This is a genomic window from Kribbella sp. NPDC000426, assembly GCF_040300265.1.
In the GTDB taxonomy this organism is placed as follows: domain Bacteria; phylum Actinomycetota; class Actinomycetes; order Propionibacteriales; family Kribbellaceae; genus Kribbella.
Genome location: NZ_JBEPDK010000006.1, coordinates 451,653 through 470,795, shown reverse-complemented (window position 1 = coordinate 470,795; position 19,143 = coordinate 451,653). Strand labels below are relative to the sequence as shown.

16 protein-coding genes are annotated in these 19,143 nt (G+C 68.2%); 15 read left to right on the top strand and 1 reads right to left on the bottom strand.

The features are described 5' to 3' along the window. Window positions 1-35 precede the first annotated feature (35 nt). The 5 genes from atpA to ABT313_RS30870 all read left to right on the top strand — a co-directional run bounded on the left by atpA (window position 36) and on the right by ABT313_RS30870 (window position 4,956). A complete protein-coding gene (atpA, locus tag ABT313_RS30890; protein WP_350861076.1) occupies window positions 36-1,673 on the top strand; it encodes a F0F1 ATP synthase subunit alpha in 1,638 nt (545 codons plus the stop codon). Between the two features lie 3 nt (window positions 1,674-1,676). Next, a complete protein-coding gene (locus ABT313_RS30885) occupies window positions 1,677-2,588 on the top strand; it encodes a F0F1 ATP synthase subunit gamma (protein ID WP_350861074.1) in 912 nt (303 codons plus the stop codon). Window positions 2,589-2,593: 5 nt separating this feature from the next. Further along, window positions 2,594-4,048: a F0F1 ATP synthase subunit beta gene (gene atpD / locus ABT313_RS30880; RefSeq protein ID WP_350861073.1), complete on the top strand. Its 1,455-nt coding sequence runs from the start codon at window positions 2,594-2,596 to the stop codon at window positions 4,046-4,048. 1 nt (window position 4,049) lies between these two features. Continuing rightward, window positions 4,050-4,439, top strand: a complete 390-nt coding sequence (locus ABT313_RS30875; RefSeq protein WP_350861071.1) for a F0F1 ATP synthase subunit epsilon — start codon at window positions 4,050-4,052, stop codon at window positions 4,437-4,439. A gap of 85 nt (window positions 4,440-4,524) precedes the next feature. Further along, the gene (locus ABT313_RS30870; RefSeq protein ID WP_350861069.1) at window positions 4,525-4,956 is read left to right on the top strand and encodes a DUF2550 domain-containing protein; all 432 of its coding nucleotides are present in this window, start codon (window positions 4,525-4,527) and stop codon (window positions 4,954-4,956) included. On the opposite strand, the gene ABT313_RS30865 is transcribed toward ABT313_RS30870, so the two are convergent. Beyond that, window positions 4,947-5,960, bottom strand: a complete 1,014-nt coding sequence (locus tag ABT313_RS30865; RefSeq protein WP_350861067.1) for an alpha/beta hydrolase — start codon at window positions 5,958-5,960, stop codon at window positions 4,947-4,949. The genes ABT313_RS30870 and ABT313_RS30865 overlap by 10 nt on opposite strands. 231 nt (window positions 5,961-6,191) lie before the next feature. Between ABT313_RS30865 and ABT313_RS30860 the strand changes: the two genes are divergently transcribed. The 10 genes from ABT313_RS30860 (at window position 6,192) to ABT313_RS30815 (ending at window position 19,031) form a co-directional block, all read left to right on the top strand. Continuing rightward, window positions 6,192-7,322: a methyltransferase domain-containing protein gene (locus ABT313_RS30860; RefSeq protein ID WP_350861065.1), complete on the top strand. Its 1,131-nt coding sequence runs from the start codon at window positions 6,192-6,194 to the stop codon at window positions 7,320-7,322. 117 nt (window positions 7,323-7,439) lie between these two features. After that, on the top strand, window positions 7,440-9,086 hold the full coding sequence (locus ABT313_RS30855) for an ABC transporter substrate-binding protein (protein WP_350861063.1): 1,647 nt from the start codon (window positions 7,440-7,442) through the stop codon (window positions 9,084-9,086). Next, window positions 9,086-10,084, top strand: a complete 999-nt coding sequence (locus ABT313_RS30850) for an ABC transporter permease (RefSeq protein WP_350861061.1) — start codon at window positions 9,086-9,088, stop codon at window positions 10,082-10,084. The genes ABT313_RS30855 and ABT313_RS30850 overlap by 1 nt, the downstream gene beginning before the upstream one ends. Before the next feature lie 2 nt (window positions 10,085-10,086). Further along, window positions 10,087-10,947, top strand: coding sequence for an ABC transporter permease (locus tag ABT313_RS30845; protein WP_350861059.1), 861 nt, complete (start codon window positions 10,087-10,089; stop codon window positions 10,945-10,947). Then, entirely contained in the window at window positions 10,944-11,957 is a 1,014-nt protein-coding gene (locus tag ABT313_RS30840; protein WP_350861057.1) for an ABC transporter ATP-binding protein, read from the top strand. The genes ABT313_RS30845 and ABT313_RS30840 overlap by 4 nt, the downstream gene beginning before the upstream one ends. Further along, a complete protein-coding gene (locus tag ABT313_RS30835) occupies window positions 11,954-12,910 on the top strand; it encodes an ABC transporter ATP-binding protein (protein WP_350861055.1) in 957 nt (318 codons plus the stop codon). The genes ABT313_RS30840 and ABT313_RS30835 overlap by 4 nt, the downstream gene beginning before the upstream one ends. Then, the gene (locus ABT313_RS30830) at window positions 12,907-13,929 is read left to right on the top strand and encodes a LacI family DNA-binding transcriptional regulator (protein WP_350861053.1); all 1,023 of its coding nucleotides are present in this window, start codon (window positions 12,907-12,909) and stop codon (window positions 13,927-13,929) included. The genes ABT313_RS30835 and ABT313_RS30830 overlap by 4 nt, the downstream gene beginning before the upstream one ends. 4 nt (window positions 13,930-13,933) lie before the next feature. After that, on the top strand, window positions 13,934-15,493 hold the full coding sequence (locus ABT313_RS30825) for an FAD-dependent oxidoreductase (protein WP_350861051.1): 1,560 nt from the start codon (window positions 13,934-13,936) through the stop codon (window positions 15,491-15,493). A gap of 14 nt (window positions 15,494-15,507) precedes the next feature. Continuing rightward, complete coding sequence (locus ABT313_RS30820) at window positions 15,508-16,935, top strand: cellulase family glycosylhydrolase (RefSeq protein WP_350861049.1); 1,428 nt, start codon at window positions 15,508-15,510, stop codon at window positions 16,933-16,935. An 8-nt stretch (window positions 16,936-16,943) separates the two neighbouring features. Further along, a complete protein-coding gene (locus ABT313_RS30815) occupies window positions 16,944-19,031 on the top strand; it encodes a DUF6351 family protein (protein WP_350861047.1) in 2,088 nt (695 codons plus the stop codon). Window positions 19,032-19,143 lie beyond the last annotated feature (112 nt).

Below are 19,143 nucleotides of genomic sequence, written 5' to 3'. Positions count from 1 at the left end.
ACAGGCCAGCAAGGTCAAGGAAGCAGGATATAGAGATGGCTGAGCTCACGATCAGGCCGGAGGAGATCCGGGACGCCCTGGATCAGTTCGTCAACGAGTACCAACCCGCCGAGACGTCCGCCGAAGAGGTCGGCACCGTCGTCGACGCCGGTGACGGTATCGCCCACGTCGAGGGCCTGCCCTCGGCGATGACCAACGAGCTGCTCGAGTTCGAGAACGGCACCCAGGGCATCGCGCTGAACCTCGACGTGCGCGACATCGGTGTCGTCATCCTCGGCGACTACGACGGGATCGAGGAAGGCCAGCAGGTCCGCCGGACCGGCAAGGTGCTGTCGGTGCCGGTCGGCGACGGCTACCTCGGCCGGGTCGTCGACCCGCTGGGCAAGCCGATCGACGGGCTCGGCGAGATCACCGACCTCGACGGCGACCGCGCGCTGGAGCTGCAGGCGGCCGGCGTGATGGACCGCCAGGAGGTCCGCGAGCCGCTGCAGACCGGTATCAAGGCGATCGACGGCATGATCCCGGTCGGCCGCGGCCAGCGCGAGCTGATCATCGGCGACCGCAAGACCGGCAAGACCGCGATCGCGATCGACACGATCATCAACCAGAAGGCGAACTGGGAGTCCGGCGACCCGAAGAAGCAGGTCCGCTGCATCTACGTCGCCATCGGCCAGAAGGGCTCGACGATCGCGTCGGTCCGCGGCGCCCTCGAAGAGGCCGGCGCGATGGCGTACACCACCATCGTCGCCTCCCCGGCGTCCGACCCGGCCGGCTTCAAGTACGTCGCGCCGTACACCGGTTCGGCCATCGGCCAGAACTGGATGTACCAGGGCAAGCACGTGCTGATCGTCTTCGACGACCTGACCAAGCAGGCCGAGGCGTACCGCGCGATGTCGCTGCTGCTGCGCCGCCCGCCGGGCCGCGAGGCCTACCCGGGTGACGTCTTCTACCTGCACAGCCGGCTGCTCGAGCGTTGCGCGAAGCTGTCCGACGCGCTGGGCGCGGGCTCGATGACCGGTCTGCCGATCATCGAGACCAAGGCCAACGACGTCTCGGCGTTCATCCCGACCAACGTCATCTCGATCACCGACGGCCAGATCTTCCTGCAGTCGGACCTGTTCAACGCCAACATCCGGCCGGCCATCGACGTCGGTATCTCGGTCTCCCGGGTCGGCGGCGCCGCGCAGGTCAAGGGCATGAAGAACGTGTCCGGTTCGCTGAAGCTGGACCTGGCCCAGTTCCGTGCGATGGAGGCGTTCGCGATGTTCGCGTCCGACCTCGACGCCACCTCCCGCCGGCAGCTCGACCGCGGTCAGCGGCTCGTCCAGCTGCTGCGTCAGCCGCAGTACTCGCCGTACCCGGTGGAGGACCAGATCGTCTCCATCTGGTCCGGTACCCGCGGCCACTTCGACGACGTGCCGGTGAACGACGTGCTCCGCTTCGAGCGGGACTTCCTGGACTACCTGCGGCGGGAGAGCAAGGTGCTCGACGCGATCCGTGAGTCCGGGCTGTTCGGCGACGACGAGGCGCAGGCCGTCACCGACGCGCTGAAGGCGTTCAAGCCGACCTTCCAGACCTCCGAGGGCACCCTGCTGGGTACCGAGGCCGAGGCCGAGGCGATGGACGAAGAGGACGTCGAGCAGGAGCAGATCGTCAAGCAGAAGCGGAGCTGACCGATGCCGGCCAACCTGCGGGAGCTTCGTGATCGGAAGGCCTCGGTCTCCACGATCAAGAAGCTCACCCGCGCGATGGAGCTCATCGCGGCGTCCCGGATCGTCAAGGCGCAGCAGCGCGCCCAGGCGGCCGGTCCGTACGCGCGTGAGCTCACCCGCGCCGTGTCGGCGGTGGCGACGTTCTCGAACGTCGACCACCCGCTGACCACCGAGAAGCCGAACCCGAAGCGGGCCGCCGTTCTGCTGATCACCTCCGACCGCGGTCAGGCCGGTGCGTACTCGGCGAACGTCATCCGTGAGGGCGAGCGGCTGCACCAGATGCTGCGTGAGGACGACAAGCAGATCGTCTCCTACCTCAGCGGCCGCAAGGGCGTCGCGTACTACACGTTCCGGCAGCGCGAGGTCGCGCAGTCGTGGACCGGCGACTCCGACGCGCCGTCGTTCGCCCGGGCCCGGGAGATCGCCGACGCGCTGATCGAGGCCTTCCTGACCCCGACCGAGGAGGGCGGCGTGGACGAGATCCACATCGTCTTCACCCGGTTCGTGTCGATGCTGACCCAGCGCGCGGACGTGATCCGGCTGCTGCCGCTGGAGGTCGTCGAGGGCGAGGAGAAGCCGCCGGCGGACGACGTGCTGCCGCTGTACGAGTTCGAGCCGTCGGCCCACGAGGTGCTCGACGGGCTGCTGCCGAAGTACGTCGCCAGCCGCATCCACTACTGCATGCTGCAGGCGGCGGCCTCCGAGCTGGCCAACCGGCAGCGGGCGATGAAGTCTGCGACCGACAACGCGCAGGACCTGATCGAGAGCCTGACCCGGGACCTGAACCAGGCCCGGCAGGCACAAATTACCCAGGAAATCAGCGAGATCGTCGGCGGCGCCAGCGCGCTGGCCGACGCGAACGCCGGGAGCGAGTGAGAGAGATGACTGCCACGGTTACCGAGAAGAACAACGAGGCGGGTGCCACCGGCATCGGTCGCGTCGCCCGGGTGATCGGCCCGGTCGTCGACGTCGAGTTCGCGGCCGACGCGATGCCCGACATCTACAACGCGCTGGAGGTCGACATCGACCTCAACGGCGACGTCCAGACCATCACGCTCGAGGTTGCGCTGCACGTCGGCGACAACATCGTCCGCGCGATCTCGATGAAGCCGACCGACGGCCTGGTCCGCGGCGCCGAGGTGCGCGACACCGGCGCGGCGATCTCCGTCCCGGTGGGCGACGTCACCAAGGGCCGGGTCTGGTCCGTGACCGGCAAGTGCCTGAACCAGGACGAGTCCGAGTTCGAGATCACCGAGCGCTGGCCGATCCACCGCAAGGCGCCGGCCTTCGACCAGCTCGAGTCCAAGACCGAGATGCTGGAGACCGGCATCAAGGTGCTCGACCTGCTCACGCCGTACGTGCAGGGCGGCAAGATCGGCCTGTTCGGCGGTGCGGGTGTCGGCAAGACCGTTCTGATCCAGGAGATGATCTACCGGATCGCCCACAACTTCGGTGGTACGTCGGTGTTCGCCGGCGTGGGCGAGCGGACCCGTGAGGGCAACGACCTCATCAACGAGATGGAAGAGGCCGGCGTCTTCAAGGACACCGCACTGGTGTTCGGCCAGATGGACGAGCCGCCGGGCACGCGACTGCGCGTCGCGCTGTCGGCGCTGACGATGGCGGAGTACTTCCGCGACGTCAAGCAGCAGGACGTGCTGCTGTTCATCGACAACATCTTCCGGTTCACCCAGGCCGGTTCCGAGGTCTCCACGCTGCTCGGCCGGATGCCGTCGGCCGTCGGTTACCAGCCGAACCTCGCCGACGAGATGGGCGTGCTGCAGGAGCGGATCACGTCGACCCGCGGTCACTCGATCACCTCGATGCAGGCGATCTACGTGCCCGCCGACGACTACACCGACCCGGCGCCGGCCACCACGTTCGCGCACCTGGACGCGACCACCGAGCTCTCGCGTGACATCGCCGCTCGTGGTCTGTACCCGGCCGTCGACCCGCTGACCTCGACGTCGCGGATCCTCGACCCGCAGTACATCGGCCAGGAGCACTACGACGTGGCCGTCCGGGTGAAGCAGATCCTGCAGAAGAACAAGGAACTGCAGGACATCATCGCGATCCTCGGTGTCGACGAGCTCTCCGAAGAGGACAAGATCACCGTCGCCCGCGCGCGCCGGATCGAGCAGTTCCTGTCCCAGAACACCTACATGGCGGAGAAGTTCACCAACATCCCGGGTTCGACCGTGCCGCTGAAGGACACGATCGAGTCGTTCAAGAAGATCACCGAGGGCGAGTACGACCACGTCGCCGAGCAGGCCTTCTTCAACGTCGGTTCGCTCGAGGACGTCGACCGCAAGTGGGCCGAGCTGCAGAAGGAAAACTGAGATGGCTGACCACTTGGAGGTGGCGCTCGTCGCCGCCGAGCGGACGGTCTGGCAGGGGCAGGCGACGATCGTGATCGCCCGGACCACGGACGGCGACGTCGGCATCCTGCCCGGCCACGCGCCGCTGCTGGGCCTGCTGCAGGGCGGCACCGTCCAGGTGCGGACCGTCGACGACGAGTACTTCGTCGCGGCCGCGCCGGACGGGTTCATCTCGGTCGCGAACAACCGGGTCTCGATCCTGGCCGAGAACGCCGAGATGGGTCACGACATCGACCTGGAGGAGGCTCGGCGCGAGCTCGAGCAGGCGCTGGCGGCCGGTCTGGCCGACGCCGACGCCGACGAACTGCGCCTCGCCGAGGCCAGAGTGCGGGCGGCCGAGCAGACCTCCTGACCACCTGCCATAATCAAATATCGTCACGACAGTACGGTTCTCCGGGGTGCCCGGGGTCGGGCACCGGAAATGAGGTTGGCAACGTATGAGAACAGTCCTCGATGTTGTCGGGGTCTGTTTGCTTGCCGCCGTGCTGTTCATCGTGCTTGTCGCGTTCCGCCGTCGCTGGTTGTCCAGGGACGGCGGAACTTTTGATTGCAGCCTCCAGCTCGCCGAGAAGGAGCACGGCCGCGGCTGGGCCCTCGGCCTGGCCCGGTACGTCGGGGACGAGCTGCAGTGGTTCCGCGTCTTCAGCCTGGCTTGGTGGCCCAAGTTGGTGGTCAACCGCCGCCAGCTCGACAGCATCAGCACCCGCCGCCCGATGGGCAACGAGCCCCTCGTCACCTACGCCGGCCACGTCATCGTCGACGCCGACCTCGACGGCCGCACCGTCCACTTCGCCATGACCGAAGAAGCCCTCACCGGCGTCCTGGCCTGGATGGAATCCGCCCCCCCGAGCACCCAGACCTACCTCTGACTCACGTGCAGGGCCTGGAGCAGCATCGGCAGCGACGCGTGTAGCTCGCGCTGCCAGTACGCCCATGCGTGGGTGCCGGGTCCGTAGAAGTTGGTGGTGAGGTGCTTCGCGCCGACTCGCTGGAGCTCGGCGGCCAGGGCGTGGTTCTGGCGGTTGAAGTCGGCCTCCAAGGCGTCGGTCTTGCCGGGTGGGTCGAACGGTCCGGCGGTGCCGTCGCCACACGACAGGTAGACCGGCAGCGACTTGAGTCGCTGGGCCAGGTAGTACGGGTCGTGTGCCGCCCAGATCGAGCGCTGCGCGACCGGGTCGCCCGAGACGCGGAGCGGGTCGTTGCCCTGACCGGCGAAGAATCCCATGATCCGGTTGACCGACTCGTCGTTGAGGAGCGGATGGGCGGAGCCGGAGTACGCCGCGGCTGCGCGGAACATGCCGGGATGGCGGGCGGCGTACAGCAGCGCGCCCTGGCCGCCCATCGACAGGCCGGCCACGACGCGGTTCGAGCTGGCGCCCCAGCCGTGTTCGAGCAGGTGTGCCAGTTCGACGGTGTGGAACGTCTCCCAGGCCGGGTCGCCGCCGGCGCCGTAGTTCCACCAGTCGCTGTACCAGCCGTTCCAGCCGGCCTCGGGCATCACGACCAGGACCTTGCGCAGGCTCGGGATCGTCGCGATGTCCGTGCCCGACCAAGACGTGTAGTCGCCGCAGCAGCCATGCAGGAGCCAGAACGTCGGCCAGTGCTGGCTGCGGTCGGCGGGGTCCCAGCCGTCGGGGGTGAGCAACCGGACGTTGACGGTCCGGCCGCCGAGCGCCTGGGAGCGTACGGTCAGGTCGGTCAGCCGGTCCGCGACCTGCCTGACCGCGACGACTTCGGCGCCGCGGTGTTCGACCTGGGCAGGCTGGGCGACCACCGTCGGGGTCGCCTGCGCGGGGGCGAGGGGGGAGAGTCCGAGCAGCAGCGCGATGACGAGCATCGCTCGGCGGGCGATCCAGGACAGCTGTCTGGGCACGAGCAACCTCCGGGGCGGCGGAGACCCGAGATTAAAACCAGCCGAGTTCATTACTCAAGGGCACAGCGAAAATTCGCTGGGTAGTTCGCCACGGCTGTGCCAGGATCTCCGCCATGGAGACATACTTCTTCCGCGCCGGCTAGCTTCCGCTGGCCTGTTCGAGGTTTCCCGCGGTCAGCGATGCGGGAGTGACCGTCTGGTTGTTCCCGGGTGCTATCCGGGAGATTCTCCATGCACTTGGTGCTGGTGCGAACTGTTGCGGGGTTGGAAAAACTGGCGGCTGAGGAAGTCGTCGCTGCGGGGCATCGGGTGGTCGAGGTGTCCAAGCGGCAGGTGGTCGCCGAGATGTCGGTTCTGGCTGATCCGCCGCGGTTGGCGGACGACCTGTTCGTCGTACACGCGGCCGTGGTGGACCCAGGGCGAACCAAGGACGGCTTGGCCGCGGCCATCCGCTCGCTGGAATTGCCTTCGGGATCGGGGGCGTTTGCCGTCAGTGCGTCCTTCGTCGGCGAGCGGAACTTCAACCGCTTCGCCATCGAGGACCTGGTAGGCGCGCGGCTCGGCGGCCGGTACTACTCGCGCCGGGGAGGCGCGGTGCCCCCGGCCGAGCGGTCCGAGTGGCGCGTCGTACTGGACGGGAAGACCCTGTGGGTCGGCCTGCGTCCGTACGCCGTACCGCTGCACCGGCGCTCCTGGCGGACGCGGACGGTGCGCGGGAGCCTGCACCCGCCGGTCGCCGCCGCGATGGCGCGCCTCGCAGGAATCGAGCCCGGCCACATGGTCCTCGACCCGTTCTGCGGCGCGGGCACGCTGCTGCTGGAAGCATGGGCCCTCGAGCCGCGAGCTGCCTACACCGGCATCGACAGAGATCCGACCGCGGTTGCGGCCGCCCGCGAGAACGCCGCGGTTGCGGCCGCCCGCGGGAACGCAGCGTTTGCGGCAGTGTGCGGGAACGCGGCCGAGGCCGCCTCCCCAGGAACGCAATGCGCCGCCCGCGCCGCCCGCGCCGCCTGCGCCGCCTGCGCGGCCTGCGCGGCCTGCGCGGCCTGCGCGGCCTGCGCGGCCTGCGCCGCAGGCGCGGGGGGTGCGGGGATTAGGTGGGAGTGTGGTGATGCGGCTCGCCTGGACATCACCGCAGATCGCATCGTCACCAACCCGCCGTGGGATCGCCAGGTGGCGATCGGGGATCTCTCGCCGTACATCCGGCAATGGCGTCGGGTGCTCGACGGGCGGCTGGTTGCGATCCTCAATCCGCAGCAAGCGGCTCAGCTCGCCCGCGGCTGGCGCGTCAGCGCCGTCTACGAGGTGTCCGTGGCGGGGCAGCATCCACGGATCGTGGTTGCGGAGCCGTCTCGGTCTTGACATGTGCACGTAACGTTCGTAGGTTCCTGCGCATACGTAAGAGCAAACCGGAAATAGCTCATACCAGAGTGCTCATACGTATGAACGTGCAGCCGCTCTAGTCCTGGGGTGAGAGATATGCGCAGTCGGTGGCGGGTTCTTCTGGTGGTCGGTGCGGTGCTGGCGGCGGGATGCTCAGGTCCCGCCGCCAAGCCCGCGGGTGGCGTCGGCGCGGCGGACGCGTCGGTCGTCTACGCGAAGACAGACGGCGGTACGACGTTCGTCCGCAACTACAACGTGATGGGCCCGGCGACCGACAAGGCGCCGAACATGGAGCTCGTCTACGAGCCGTTGATGCGGGTCGACTACGGCGACGGCGGCGTGGTGAAGCCGTGGCTGGCGGAGAGCTGGACGTTCTCCGCGCAGGGCAAGCAGCTGACGATCAAGCTGCGTAATGACGTGACCTGGTCGGACGGCCAGAAGTTCACCGCGGACGATGTCGTCTACTCGCTCGGCCTGCCGATCGAGAAGCCGGACTTCAGCATCGCCGGTGTCACCTACAAGTCAGTGGCGAAGGTCGACGACAGCACCGTAAATGTCACCTTCGCCGAGCCGTCGTACGCGACGCTGAACCAGTTCGCGAACATCCTGCTCCCTATGGTCCCCAAGCACATCTGGTCGACGCAGAACCTCAACACCTGGACGAACCCGGACCCGATCGGCACCGGCCCGTTCACGCTGAAGGAGTTCAAGCCGCAGCAGATCACGCTGAGCGCGCGCTCGGACTACTGGGGCGGGAAGCTGCCGATGACGACGTACAAGATCATCCCGACCAGTGCCGACGCGCTGAAGGCCCAGCTGCTGAAGGGCGATATCGACTGGGCGTCCGCGAGCTGGCCGAACGGCGAGAAGGAGTACGTCGCCAAGGACCCGGACAAGCACCTCTACCAGCTCTACTCCAACGGCGGCGCGATGTCCGTCCTGTTCAACACCGCCAAGGCGCCCTTCGACGACGTGCACGTACGGCGGGCTCTCGCACTGACGATCGACCGCACGGCCGTCGTCACCACGCTCCAGCGGCCCGGCACCGAGGCCGGACCGACCGGACTGTCCGACCAGCTGTTCGCCGACTGGCTCGACCCGGCGTACAAGGGCAAGGTCCAGAAGGTCGACGCCGCCGCGGCGAAGGCCGAGCTGGCCGCGGGCGGCTGGACGATCGACAACGGCGCGTTGGTCAAGGACGGCAAGCGGTACCAGCCGAGCATCCTGTTCAACTCCGACTGGGGCTGGGGCAACTACGCCGACATCCTGATCAACACCTGGAAGCAGAACCTCGGCCTGCAGGTGAAGGGCGCCGGCCAGCCGAGCGCCGGGTACTACGACAAGCAGAACCTCGGCCAGTTCGACCTGGCCGCCGCATCCACCGGCGGTTCCGGGGTGTACGGCGTCTACCGCTTCCTCAGCAGCTCGTACCAGGTCCCGATCGGCAAGTCAGCGACGCTGAACCAAGGTCGTTGGAGCGACCCGCAGACCGACACGATCCTCAAGGCGATGGAGCGGACCGACGACGTCGACCAGCTGAAGACGCTCGGCCGCGAACTGCAGAAGATCGTCGTCGACAAGGTGCCGTTCAGCCCGATCTACAACAACTTCTACTTCGTCGACATCAACGCGACCCGCTGGACCGGCTGGCCGACACCGGAGGACTTCGACCACATCCCGTTCGTCGGGATGGGACCGGACACGATCCTCACCATGCTCAAGCTGCAGCGCCGGGGAAGCTGATGCGCTGGGCGTTCCTGGCCCGGCGGTTGGGTTTCTACCTGGCCGCCGCGGCCGCCGCGATCGGGCTGAACTTCCTGCTCCCGAGACTGATGCCGGGCGACCCGTCGTCGGCGATCGTCGAGGAGCTCGAGCGCGTCAGCGGTCAGCAGGTCCCGGCCGAGACGCTGATGTCGATCCGCGCGATCTTCGGCAACCCGCACGCCAACCTGGCCCAGCAGTTCGCCGACTATCTCCGCCAGCTGTCCCACGGTGACCTCGGCGTCTCCGTGGTGAACTTCCCGGTCCCGGTCGCCGACCTGGTCTGGCAGGCGCTGCCGTGGACGCTGTTGCTCGTCGGTACGACGACCGTCACCGCGTTCGCGATCGGCACCCTGCTCGGCGTCGTCGCCGGCTGGAAGGCCGGCAGCCGTCTGGACGCGGTCCTGACCCCGTTCACCACGTTCCTGAGCAGCGTCCCGTACTTCTGGGTCGCGCTGCTCGCCCTCTGGATCTTCGGTTTCGTCCTCGGCTGGACCCCGTTGTCCGGCGGGTACGACGCCGACCTGCCGCAGGGCTTCAGCTTCGCGTACGCCGTCAGCGTGCTCCACCACGGTGTGTTGCCGGCAGCAACCATCGTGTTCTCGGCCTTCGGCGGCTGGCTGCTCGGGATGCGGAACATGACCGTCACCACGGTCCGTGAGGACTATGTCCTCCTTGCCCAGGCGAAGGGCCTGTCGCCGCAGCGGGTGATGTTCAGGTACGCCGCCCGCAACGCGATGCTGCCGAGCTTCACCGGCTTCGCGATGGCGCTCGGCGGGGTCGTCGGCGGCGCGCTGCTCACCGAGATCGTGTTCAGCTATCCCGGCATCGGCTACCTGCTCTACGAGTCGCTGCAGAAGCGGGACTACCCGATGATGCAGGGCGTCTTCCTGCTGATCACGCTCGCGGTCCTGCTGGCCAACCTGGTCGCCGACCTGGCGTACGTCCTGCTCGATCCGCGCATCCGGGCGAGGGGATGATCATGCTGAAGAGCTGGAAGGTCCGGGTCGGGCTGTCCATCCTCACGTTCTTCGTGCTGCTCGCGGTCCTCGGGCCCGCGATCAGCGGCGACCCACGAGCGAACGACATCAGTTCGATCTCGCAGCCGCCCAGCGCCCACCACCTTTTCGGTACGACGCAGTTCGGCCAGGACGTGCTCGCGCAGACGATTGCCGGCGCCCGCGGTTCGATGCTGGTCGGCATCCTCGCCGCCGCGATCGGAACGCTGATCGCGATCCTGGTCGGCGTACCGGCTGGGTACTTCGGGGGCGCGGTCGACAACGGCCTGAACTTCCTCACGAACCTGTTCCTGGTGATGCCGGTGCTCCCGCTGATCCTGATCGTCGCAGGGTACGTCCAAGGCACCGGGCCGTTCGTGATCGCGCTGATCATCGGACTGTTCGGCTGGTCGGGCGGCGCGCGGACGCTCCGGGCGCAGTCGCTCAGCCTGAGCAGCCGTGACTTCGTGCTGGCGATGCGGATGATCGGCGAGCCGCACCGGCGGCTGATCTTCTTCGAGGTGCTCCCGCATCTGACCGGCTGGATCTCGGCGATGTTCCTGCACGGGATGATCGGCGGCGTGATGGCCGAGGCCGGGCTGGCGTTCCTCGGCATCACCGACTCCGGCTCGATCAGTTGGGGCACGATGATCCAGGCCGCCCAGCAGCAGAGCGCCGTACTGCGGGGTTTGTGGTGGTGGTTCGTACCGCCCGGGCTCTGCATCGCCCTGATCGGTACGGCGGCGACGCTGGTGAACTTCGGCGTCGACGAAGTGTCCAACCCGAAGCTGCGGCAGGCCCGCCGGTCGGTGCTCGTCCGGGCCAGGAAGGTCGTGGAAGCATGACGATCACGGAGCCGCGGACGCGGACGACGGTCCTTGCGGTCGAGGGACTCACCGTCGACTACGTGACCGCGGATCGGCCCGTGCGGGCGTGTGACGACGTGTCGTTCGAGCTGCGGCGCGGCGAGATCCTCGGGGTGGCGGGGGAATCGGGGTCGGGCAAGTCGACGCTGATCACCGCACTGACCCGGCTCCAGCGCCCACCGGCCGTCATCACCGCCGGCCGGATCACGTTCCATCCGCGCGGCGGCGAGCCCACGGACCTGGTCGGCCTCGCGCCGGCCGAGCTGCGGTCGCTGCGCTGGACCTCGCTCGCGATCGTGCTGCAGAGTGCGATGGACGCGCTCAACCCGGTGATGCGGGTCGGCGCGCAGTTCGTCGACGTCCTGCGCTCGCACGACAAGGCCCTCGGCAAGACGGATGCCTGGGCGCGGGCGGCTGAGCTGCTGGCGATGGTCGGGATCTCCGCGGACCGCGTGCGCAGCTACCCGCACGAGCTGTCCGGCGGCATGCGGCAGCGCGCCAGCATCGCCCTCGCGCTCGCCTGCGGTCCCGAGCTCGTGGTGATGGACGAGCCGACGACCGCCGTCGACGTGGTGATGCAGCGCCAGATCCTCGCCCAGGTACTGCGTCTGCGCCGCGAGCTCGGGTTCGCGGTCGTGTTCGTCACCCACGACCTCTCGCTGCTGCTGGAGCTCGCCGACCGGATCGCGATCATGTACGGCGGCCGCATCGTCGAGATCGGCACCGCCGAGTCGCTCTACTCCAAGCCCCGGCACCCCTACACCCGCGGCCTGCGCGACTCGTTCCCACCGCTACGTTCGCCGCTCCGCAAACTGACCGGTATCCCCGGCAGCCCGCCGGACCTGCGCAACCCGCCGCCCGGCTGCCCGTTCCACCCGCGCTGTGCGGACCGCTTCGACGGTTGCGACGAGCAACGACCCGAGCTGCTGACGATCGAGGACCATGCCGTCGCCTGCCGGCTCTATCCGTCGGGAGATGATCAGCTATGAGCCAACCTGTTCTCGAGGCCCGCGCGGTCTCGAAGCACTTCCCAGCCGGCCGGTCGACGGTCCGGGCGGTGGAGGACGCGACACTCGCGTTGCAGCCGGGCCGGATCGTGGCGCTGGTCGGTGAGAGCGGGAGCGGGAAGACCACGCTGGCGCGGCTGCTCGCGCGGTTCTACCCGCCGACGTCCGGTGAGATCCGGCTGCACGGCGAGACCGTGAAGGGCAAGCCGCGGGCGTACTACAGCGACGTACAGCTGATCTTCCAGGACCCGTTCGGTTCGCTGAACCCGCTGCATCGCGTCCGGTACAACCTGGAGCGTGCCGTCAAGCTGCATCACGCCGTACGGACGAAGGCGGAGCTGGACCGGCGGGTGGTCGAGCTGCTGGAGCGGGTGAGCCTGACGCCGGCCGAGCAGTACCTCGACAAGTTCCCGCACGAGCTGTCCGGCGGGCAGCGGCAGCGGGTGGTGATCGCGCGTGCGCTGGCAGTCGAGCCGAAGGTGCTGCTCGGCGACGAGCCGATCTCGATGCTGGACGTGTCGATCCGGCTGGAGATGCTCAACCTGCTGGACCGGTTGCGGACCGAGGACGGCCTGGCTCTGCTGTACATCACCCACGACATCGCCAGCGCGCGCTATCTCTGCGACGACATCGTCGTGATGTACGCCGGCCGCATGGTCGAGGGCGGCCCGAAAGAAGACGTGATCGCGAACCCGCTGCACCCGTACACGCAGCTGCTGATCGACTCGTCTCCCGATCCCGAACGCCGGGACCGGCCGGACCTGTTCGACGCGGAGGACCTGGGGGAGCCGCCGAGCCTGATCGACCCGCCGGCCGGTTGCCGCTTCCACCCGCGCTGCCCGTTCGCGATGGACAGATGCCGTACCGAGACACCGCCGCGGACCGAACTGCCCGACGGGCGATGGACCCACTGCTGGTTGCAGGAGAACGCATGAAAGCACCACGACAATCCGACGTCGCCCGGCTCGCGGGTGTCTCGCAGTCCGCCGTGTCCCGGGTGGTCAGCGGGGACATCGACCGGATCCCGGAGGAGACCCAGGAGCGGATCCGGGCCGCGGTGAAGGAGCTCGGGTACGTCCCGAACGCGGCCGCGCGCAACCTCCGCAACAAGCGCAACCGGCTCCTCGGCGTACACACCTTCGAGGCTGTCTTCCCGCATGCCCGCGAGGACTTCTACTTCGAGTTCCTGCTCGGGATCGAGGAGCGGGCCGAGGAGATCGGGTACGACCTGGTCCTGTTCACCTCGACCGGGACCAGCGACGGCCGGCGCAGGATCTACCGCGACGGCACGAACCGGTTGAACCTCGCCGACGGCACCGTGCTGCTCGGCGCCGCGACCGATCGCGAGGAGCTGGCGCGCCTGTGGCACGACGGCTACCTGTTCGTGCACATCGGCCGCCGCGAGGTCCCTGGTGCGGAGATCCCGTGCATCATCCCGGACTACGTGTCGGCCGCCGACCGGATCGTCAGCTCGCTCGCCGAGCGAGGCCATCGGCACCTCGCGTACCTGCATTCGGGGATCGAGCAGGAGGCGTACGCCGACCGCCGGGCCGGCTACCGCGCCGCGGTCGAGCGCCTCGGTCTGCAGGACCGTTCACCGGGCTTCCGGGGTGAGCCGGGGCTCACGGACAAGTGGCTGGAGGAGCTGACGGCCGGACCGGAGACGGCGGTGGTTGCCGAGAACATCGGTCAGGCAGAGGACCTGCGGGAGCGCCTCGGCACGCGTGGACTGAGCATCCCGGGTGACTTGTCGGTCGCGGTGCTGGAGGGATCGGGCGACGAGCCCGGCCACCGCTGGGACTGCCTGGTCATCCCGCGTAAGGAGATCGGCCGGATCGCGATCGACGCCTTGGTGGCGCGGGTCGAGAACCCGGACGAAGAACCGGTCAGCCAATTGGTGGCCTGTGATCTGGTGGCCGGCGAAACCGTCGCCGCGCCCCGAGTAAAGGAGTGAACGGGTGGAACTCGAGACGGATGTCCTGGTCGTCGGCGGCGGACTCGGCGGGGTCGCGGCTGCGTTGACCGCAGTACGGCTGGGTCACCGCGTCGTACTGACCGAGCCGACCGACTGGCTGGGCGGGCAGCTGACCAGCCAGCTGGTGCCGCCCGACGAGCACCCGTGGATCGAGCAGTACGCCGCGAGCGGGTACGCCGAACTGCGTCGCCGGATCCGGGACTACTACCGCCGCAACTACCCGCTGACGCCGCAGGCCGCTGCCGATCCGCTGCTCGATCCGGGCCTGGGTGTCGTCAGCCGGTTCTGCCACGAACCGCGGGTGGCCGCCGCCGTCCTCGAGGAGATGCTCGCTCCCTGGCGGGCATCCGGCCGGCTCCGCCTGTTCCTCGAGCACGAAGCGGTCGCGGCCCACGCCTCCGGTGACGAGATCGAGGCGGTGACGCTTCGGGATCTGCGCACCGGTGACGAGCTGACGGTGTCCGCGACGTACGTCGTCGACGCGACCGAGCTCGGCGACCTGCTCGAGCTGGGTGGAGTCGAGCACGTGATCGGCGCGGAAGGTCGCGATCAGACCGGCGAGCTGCACGCGCCGGAGGTCGCGGATCCCCTTGATCAGCAGGCGTTCTCGTGGTGTTTCGCGCTGGAGCATCGGCCCGGGGAGGACCACACGATCGACCGCCCGGCCACCTACGAGCACTGGCGGGACACAGTCGCGCCGTTCTGGCCAGGGCCGCAGCTGTCGTGGACGGACGTCGTACCGGTGACGCTCGAGCAGCGGGAGTGGAAGTTGCTCGAGGCCAACCAGGATCGGCGGGCGCCGTTCTCGCTCTGGCGGTATCGACAAATCCTTGCCAGCAGCAACTTTGTCGACAAGGTGATCCCGGACGTGACGGTGGTGAACTGGCCGCAGCTCGACTACTGGGAGCAGCCGCTGCTCGGCGGTCCGGACCCCTCGAAGGTTCTCGCCGCGAGCCGGGATCTGTCGCTGTCCTTCCTCTACTGGATGCAGACCGAGGGCGGATACCCCGGTCTCACCTTGCGCCCGGACGTCACCGGCACTGCGGACGGCCTGGCCAAGACGCCGTACATCCGCGAGTCGCGTCGCATCCAAGCCGAGTTCACCGTTCTCGAGCAGCACGTCGGGGTCGAGGCCCGGCCGGACGGCGCCGGCAGCGAAGTGTTCGCAGACACCGTCGGGCTCGGCCGGTACCGGATCGATCTGCACCCGAGTACGGCGGGGCGGACGTACGTCGACATCGAGGCGTACCCGTTCCAGATCCCGCTCGGCGCGCTGATCCCGGTCCGCGTCGACAACCTGCTGCCCGCGAACAAGAACATCGGCACGACGCACATCACCAATGGTTGCTACCGCCTGCACCCGGTCGAATGGAGCATCGGCGAGGCGGTTGGCGCACTGGTCAGCTTCTGTCTGGCCGAAGGCCTGTCACCACGCAAGGTCCGCAACGACCCCACCCACCTGGCCGACTACCAGCGCCTGCTCGCGGACAACCTGAAGATCCCGCTGGCATGGCCGGAAGAGATCCGCACCCATCGCGACTGAAAAGGGATGATGCTGTGCTCCGAAAGTCTTTGGCCGCCCTGTGTACCGCGGTGCTGTTCTCCGCTGCTTGTTTGGTGAATGCAGCAGCGAGCACCACCGCACTACCCGCCCTGCACACCGAAGGCAATCGCATCAAGAACAGCGCCGGGACCGACGTGACCCTCAAGGGTCTGTCGATCATCGCCCCCGAGCAGAACTCCGTCTGCACCGACTGCAACTCCAAGCCGATCAACGACCTGATCGACATGACCGTCTCGAACGGCTGGAACTCCAAGGTCCTCCGCCTGCTCGTCACCGAGGCGATCGGCAAGGACCTGAACGCGTACGACGCGACCTACATCAAGCCGTACGTCGACCACGCCGTGGCCAAGGGCCTCTACGTGATCATCGACCTGCATCTGGTCCGCAACTACGGTGACGCGGCCGGCGCCGTACCGCAGTCCGACGTGAAGGGCTTCTGGGACTTCGTCGCGCCGCGGTACGCGAACAACCCGAACGTGTTGTTCGAGGTGTTCAACGAGCCGATCGCGCCGGACAACTGGGCCAACTGGAAGTCGTACATCCAGCCGGTCGTCGACTCGATCCGCTCGGTGGCGTCGAACGTGATCCTGATGGGCAGCCCGTCCTGGAGCACCCGGCTGAACGGCGCGGTCACCGACCCGATCACCGGCGGCAACATCGCGTACGTCTACCACCTGTATCCGAACCAGGGCCCGACGACCGCGGCCAGTCTCGATCCGAAGTTCGGCACCGCATCGGCGACCCTGCCGGTCGTGCTGACCGAGTTCGGCTGGGACCCCTCGTCGTCGGCGAACCAGGTCACGGCCGGTACGACGTCCGGCTGGGGACTGCCCCTGCGCCAGTATTTGGACGCTCGTCCGCAGATCGGGTGGCTCGGCTGGGTGTTCGACAACTTCTGGGCTCCGGTGATGTTCGACAAGAATTGGAACCTGCTGTCCGGCGAGTACGAGGGCGCGTTCATCCGCGACTGGCTGGCGGGTGCGCCGGCGACGTCACCGTGCTCGGATCACCTGGCCCGCGGGGCGACGGTGACCGCGTCCTCGACGTACGACGCGAACTCGGGCGCGCCGAAAGCGGTTGACGGGTCCTGTGCGGACAGCGGACGCTGGATGTCGGCCGTCGGTGACACGGCGCCGGTGCTCACAGTGGATCTGGGGACCTACAAGGATGTGAGTCAGGTGGACGTCTACAGCGGGTACGGGTACCCGAATGCTGCCACCGGCACCGTTCTGACCGCCTTCAAGGTCGAGGGGCACACGTCCGCGGGCTGGGTCCAGCTCGGGAGCTACACCGCCAACACGAAGGCGCTGGTCTCCACTCCGGTCACGTCGGCGGCGATCGACCAGATCCGGCTGACGATCTCCGACCCGTCCAGCACGACTCCTGACATCGCCCGTGTCTACGAGGTGGCCGCCCACTAGGAGGTCTCGTGATCGGTTCCCGACCAGTTCGGCTGGCCGTGGTCCTGCTTGCCAGTGCGCTCGTCCTTCCCGCGGTTCCGGCCGTGGCGTCGCGGGAGGTGAAGCTGGAGATCGTGTCCAGCCGCCCGGACAAGATCACCGGTGGCGATGCACTCGTCCACGTCATCACACCGGATGACCGTGTTCGGGTGACGCTTAACGGCAAGGACGTGTCGTCGGTGTTCGTTGCCGATGGCGACGGTGTGACCGGGCTGGTCGGGAACATGCCTCCGGGTTCGAACGTGCTGCGCGCCGAGTCCGGAGGACGCCGTACGACGCTTGACGTGCGCAACTACCCGCGCCAGGGTCCGGTGTTCTCCGGGCCGCACGAGCAGCCGTTCGTGTGTGAGACGGCGCAGTTCACGATCCCGGTGATCGGTGGCACGCTCGGCGCCCCGCTCGACACCGACTGCACCGTCAAGCCGCGGGTCGACTACTTCTACCGGACGACAGCGGGGGCCTTCGCGAAATGGCCGGCCGGTACGACGGCGTACCCGGCGGATCTCGCGAAGACCGACGCGGGTGATCCGTTCATCGTCCGGATGGAGACGGGCAGCGCGAACCGGGCCGTCGTCCAGACCACGATGCTGCACGATCCGTTGCGGGAGGCAACGCCGACACCGACCCGGCGGTCGTCGAGCTGGAACGGACGGGCGATCTTCACGCTCGGCGGCGGCTGCGCCGGCGGGTGGCACCGCTCGGGTTCCACGACCGGCGGCGTGACCGATGCCTTCCTGCTGGGCCGCGGGTATGCGCTGATGTCGTCGTCGCTCAACGTCTTCGGGCAGAACTGCAACGACCTGACCGCGGCCGAGTCGGCGATGATGACGAAGGAACTGTTCGTCGAGCACTACGGGCGGCCGGAGTACACGGTCGGCTTCGGCTGCTCCGGCGGGTCGTACCAGGCGCATCAGATCACCGACAACTACCCGGGCATCTTCGACGGGATCATCGTCGGGTGCTCGTTCCCGGAGGTCGGCTTCGGCACGATCTCGTTCATCAGCGACTCGTGGCTGCTGGACTCGTACTTCACCAGGTCGAGCCTCGCCTGGACGCAGGAGCAGAAGCGGCGGGTGGCCGGGTTCGCGACGTACGCGACGCTGCCGAGTATGGCTGTGAGCGCGAACCGGATCGACCCGCGACGCAACTGCGACATCGTCCCGGCGGCCCAGCGCTACGACCCGGTTGCGAACCCTCGCGGGGTGCGGTGCGACGTGTTCGACCACGCGATCAACACGTACGGCGTGGATCCCGCGACCGGGTTCGTACGGCGGCCACTGGACAACGTCGGCGTGCAGTACGGGCTCGGCGTGCTGAAGTCCGGCGTGATCACGCCCGCGCAGTTCCTCGACCTGAACGAGCACATCGGCGGCTTCGACGCCGACGCGAACCTCGTGCCGGCCCGGACCGTCGCGGACCCGCTGGCGGTGCGTACGGCGTACCGGACCGGGCGGCTGACCAACGGCGGGGGAGGGCTGAAGGACGTCCCGATCATCGACTACCGCGCGTACTTCGACACCCAGTCGTACGGCGACATCCACGTCCGGTACCACACGTTCTCGATGCGCGCCCGGCTCGAGAAGGCGAACGGTACGTCGGCGAACCAGGTCAGCCTGCTCGAGGACGCGAAGTACGGACTGTTCAGCACCGACAGCCCGCTCCTGCAGCACGCGGTCGACTCGATGGACAGCTGGCTGACCGTGCTGGACGCCGACGGCACCTCCCGGCCGAGGATCGACAAGATCGTCGCCGCGCGGCCTTCCGGACTGCAAGAGGGCTGCCGCGGCCCCTCGGGCTTCATCGCCCAGCCGCTGAACCGCGACCCGGCATCACGCTGCGAGCAACTCTTCCCGTCGGCGTCGTTCCCGCGCGAGGTCGCGGGCGCGGGCGTCGCGGCCGACGTGATCAAGTGCAAGCTGAGGTCGCCTTCGCGATCGGACTACCCGGGCTTCACCGACGCCCAGTGGCGGAGGCTGCGCTCGATCTTCCCGGGCGGGGTGTGCGACTGGTCGAAGCCCGGCATCGGCCAGCAGCCACCGGCCGGAACCTGGCAATGACTTTCAGGTAACCGTCCGTGCGGTTGATCACGTCCGGTGGTCGCCTCACCACGAATCCTGGATGACGCTCCGAACGAAGCTGCGCGATTCCCCAAGACACGACAGCATCGAA

What these genes read in the sequence shown, in the direction of transcription:
- ABT313_RS30845 (WP_350861059.1), top strand. Translation starts at nt 10,087, where the DNA reads ATGCTGAAGAGCTGGAAGGTCCGGGTCGGGCTGTCCATCCTCACGTTC.
- atpA (WP_350861076.1), top strand. Translation starts at nt 36, where the DNA reads ATGGCTGAGCTCACGATCAGGCCGGAGGAGATCCGGGACGCCCTGGAT.
- ABT313_RS30860 (WP_350861065.1), top strand. Translation starts at nt 6,192, where the DNA reads ATGCACTTGGTGCTGGTGCGAACTGTTGCGGGGTTGGAAAAACTGGCG.
- ABT313_RS30855 (WP_350861063.1), top strand. Translation starts at nt 7,440, where the DNA reads ATGCGCAGTCGGTGGCGGGTTCTTCTGGTGGTCGGTGCGGTGCTGGCG.
- ABT313_RS30840 (WP_350861057.1), top strand. Translation starts at nt 10,944, where the DNA reads ATGACGATCACGGAGCCGCGGACGCGGACGACGGTCCTTGCGGTCGAG.
- ABT313_RS30870 (WP_350861069.1), top strand. Translation starts at nt 4,525, where the DNA reads ATGAGAACAGTCCTCGATGTTGTCGGGGTCTGTTTGCTTGCCGCCGTG.
- ABT313_RS30830 (WP_350861053.1), top strand. Translation starts at nt 12,907, where the DNA reads ATGAAAGCACCACGACAATCCGACGTCGCCCGGCTCGCGGGTGTCTCG.
- ABT313_RS30850 (WP_350861061.1), top strand. Translation starts at nt 9,086, where the DNA reads ATGCGCTGGGCGTTCCTGGCCCGGCGGTTGGGTTTCTACCTGGCCGCC.
- ABT313_RS30875 (WP_350861071.1), top strand. Translation starts at nt 4,050, where the DNA reads ATGGCTGACCACTTGGAGGTGGCGCTCGTCGCCGCCGAGCGGACGGTC.
- ABT313_RS30835 (WP_350861055.1), top strand. Translation starts at nt 11,954, where the DNA reads ATGAGCCAACCTGTTCTCGAGGCCCGCGCGGTCTCGAAGCACTTCCCA.
- ABT313_RS30885 (WP_350861074.1), top strand. Translation starts at nt 1,677, where the DNA reads ATGCCGGCCAACCTGCGGGAGCTTCGTGATCGGAAGGCCTCGGTCTCC.
- atpD (WP_350861073.1), top strand. Translation starts at nt 2,594, where the DNA reads ATGACTGCCACGGTTACCGAGAAGAACAACGAGGCGGGTGCCACCGGC.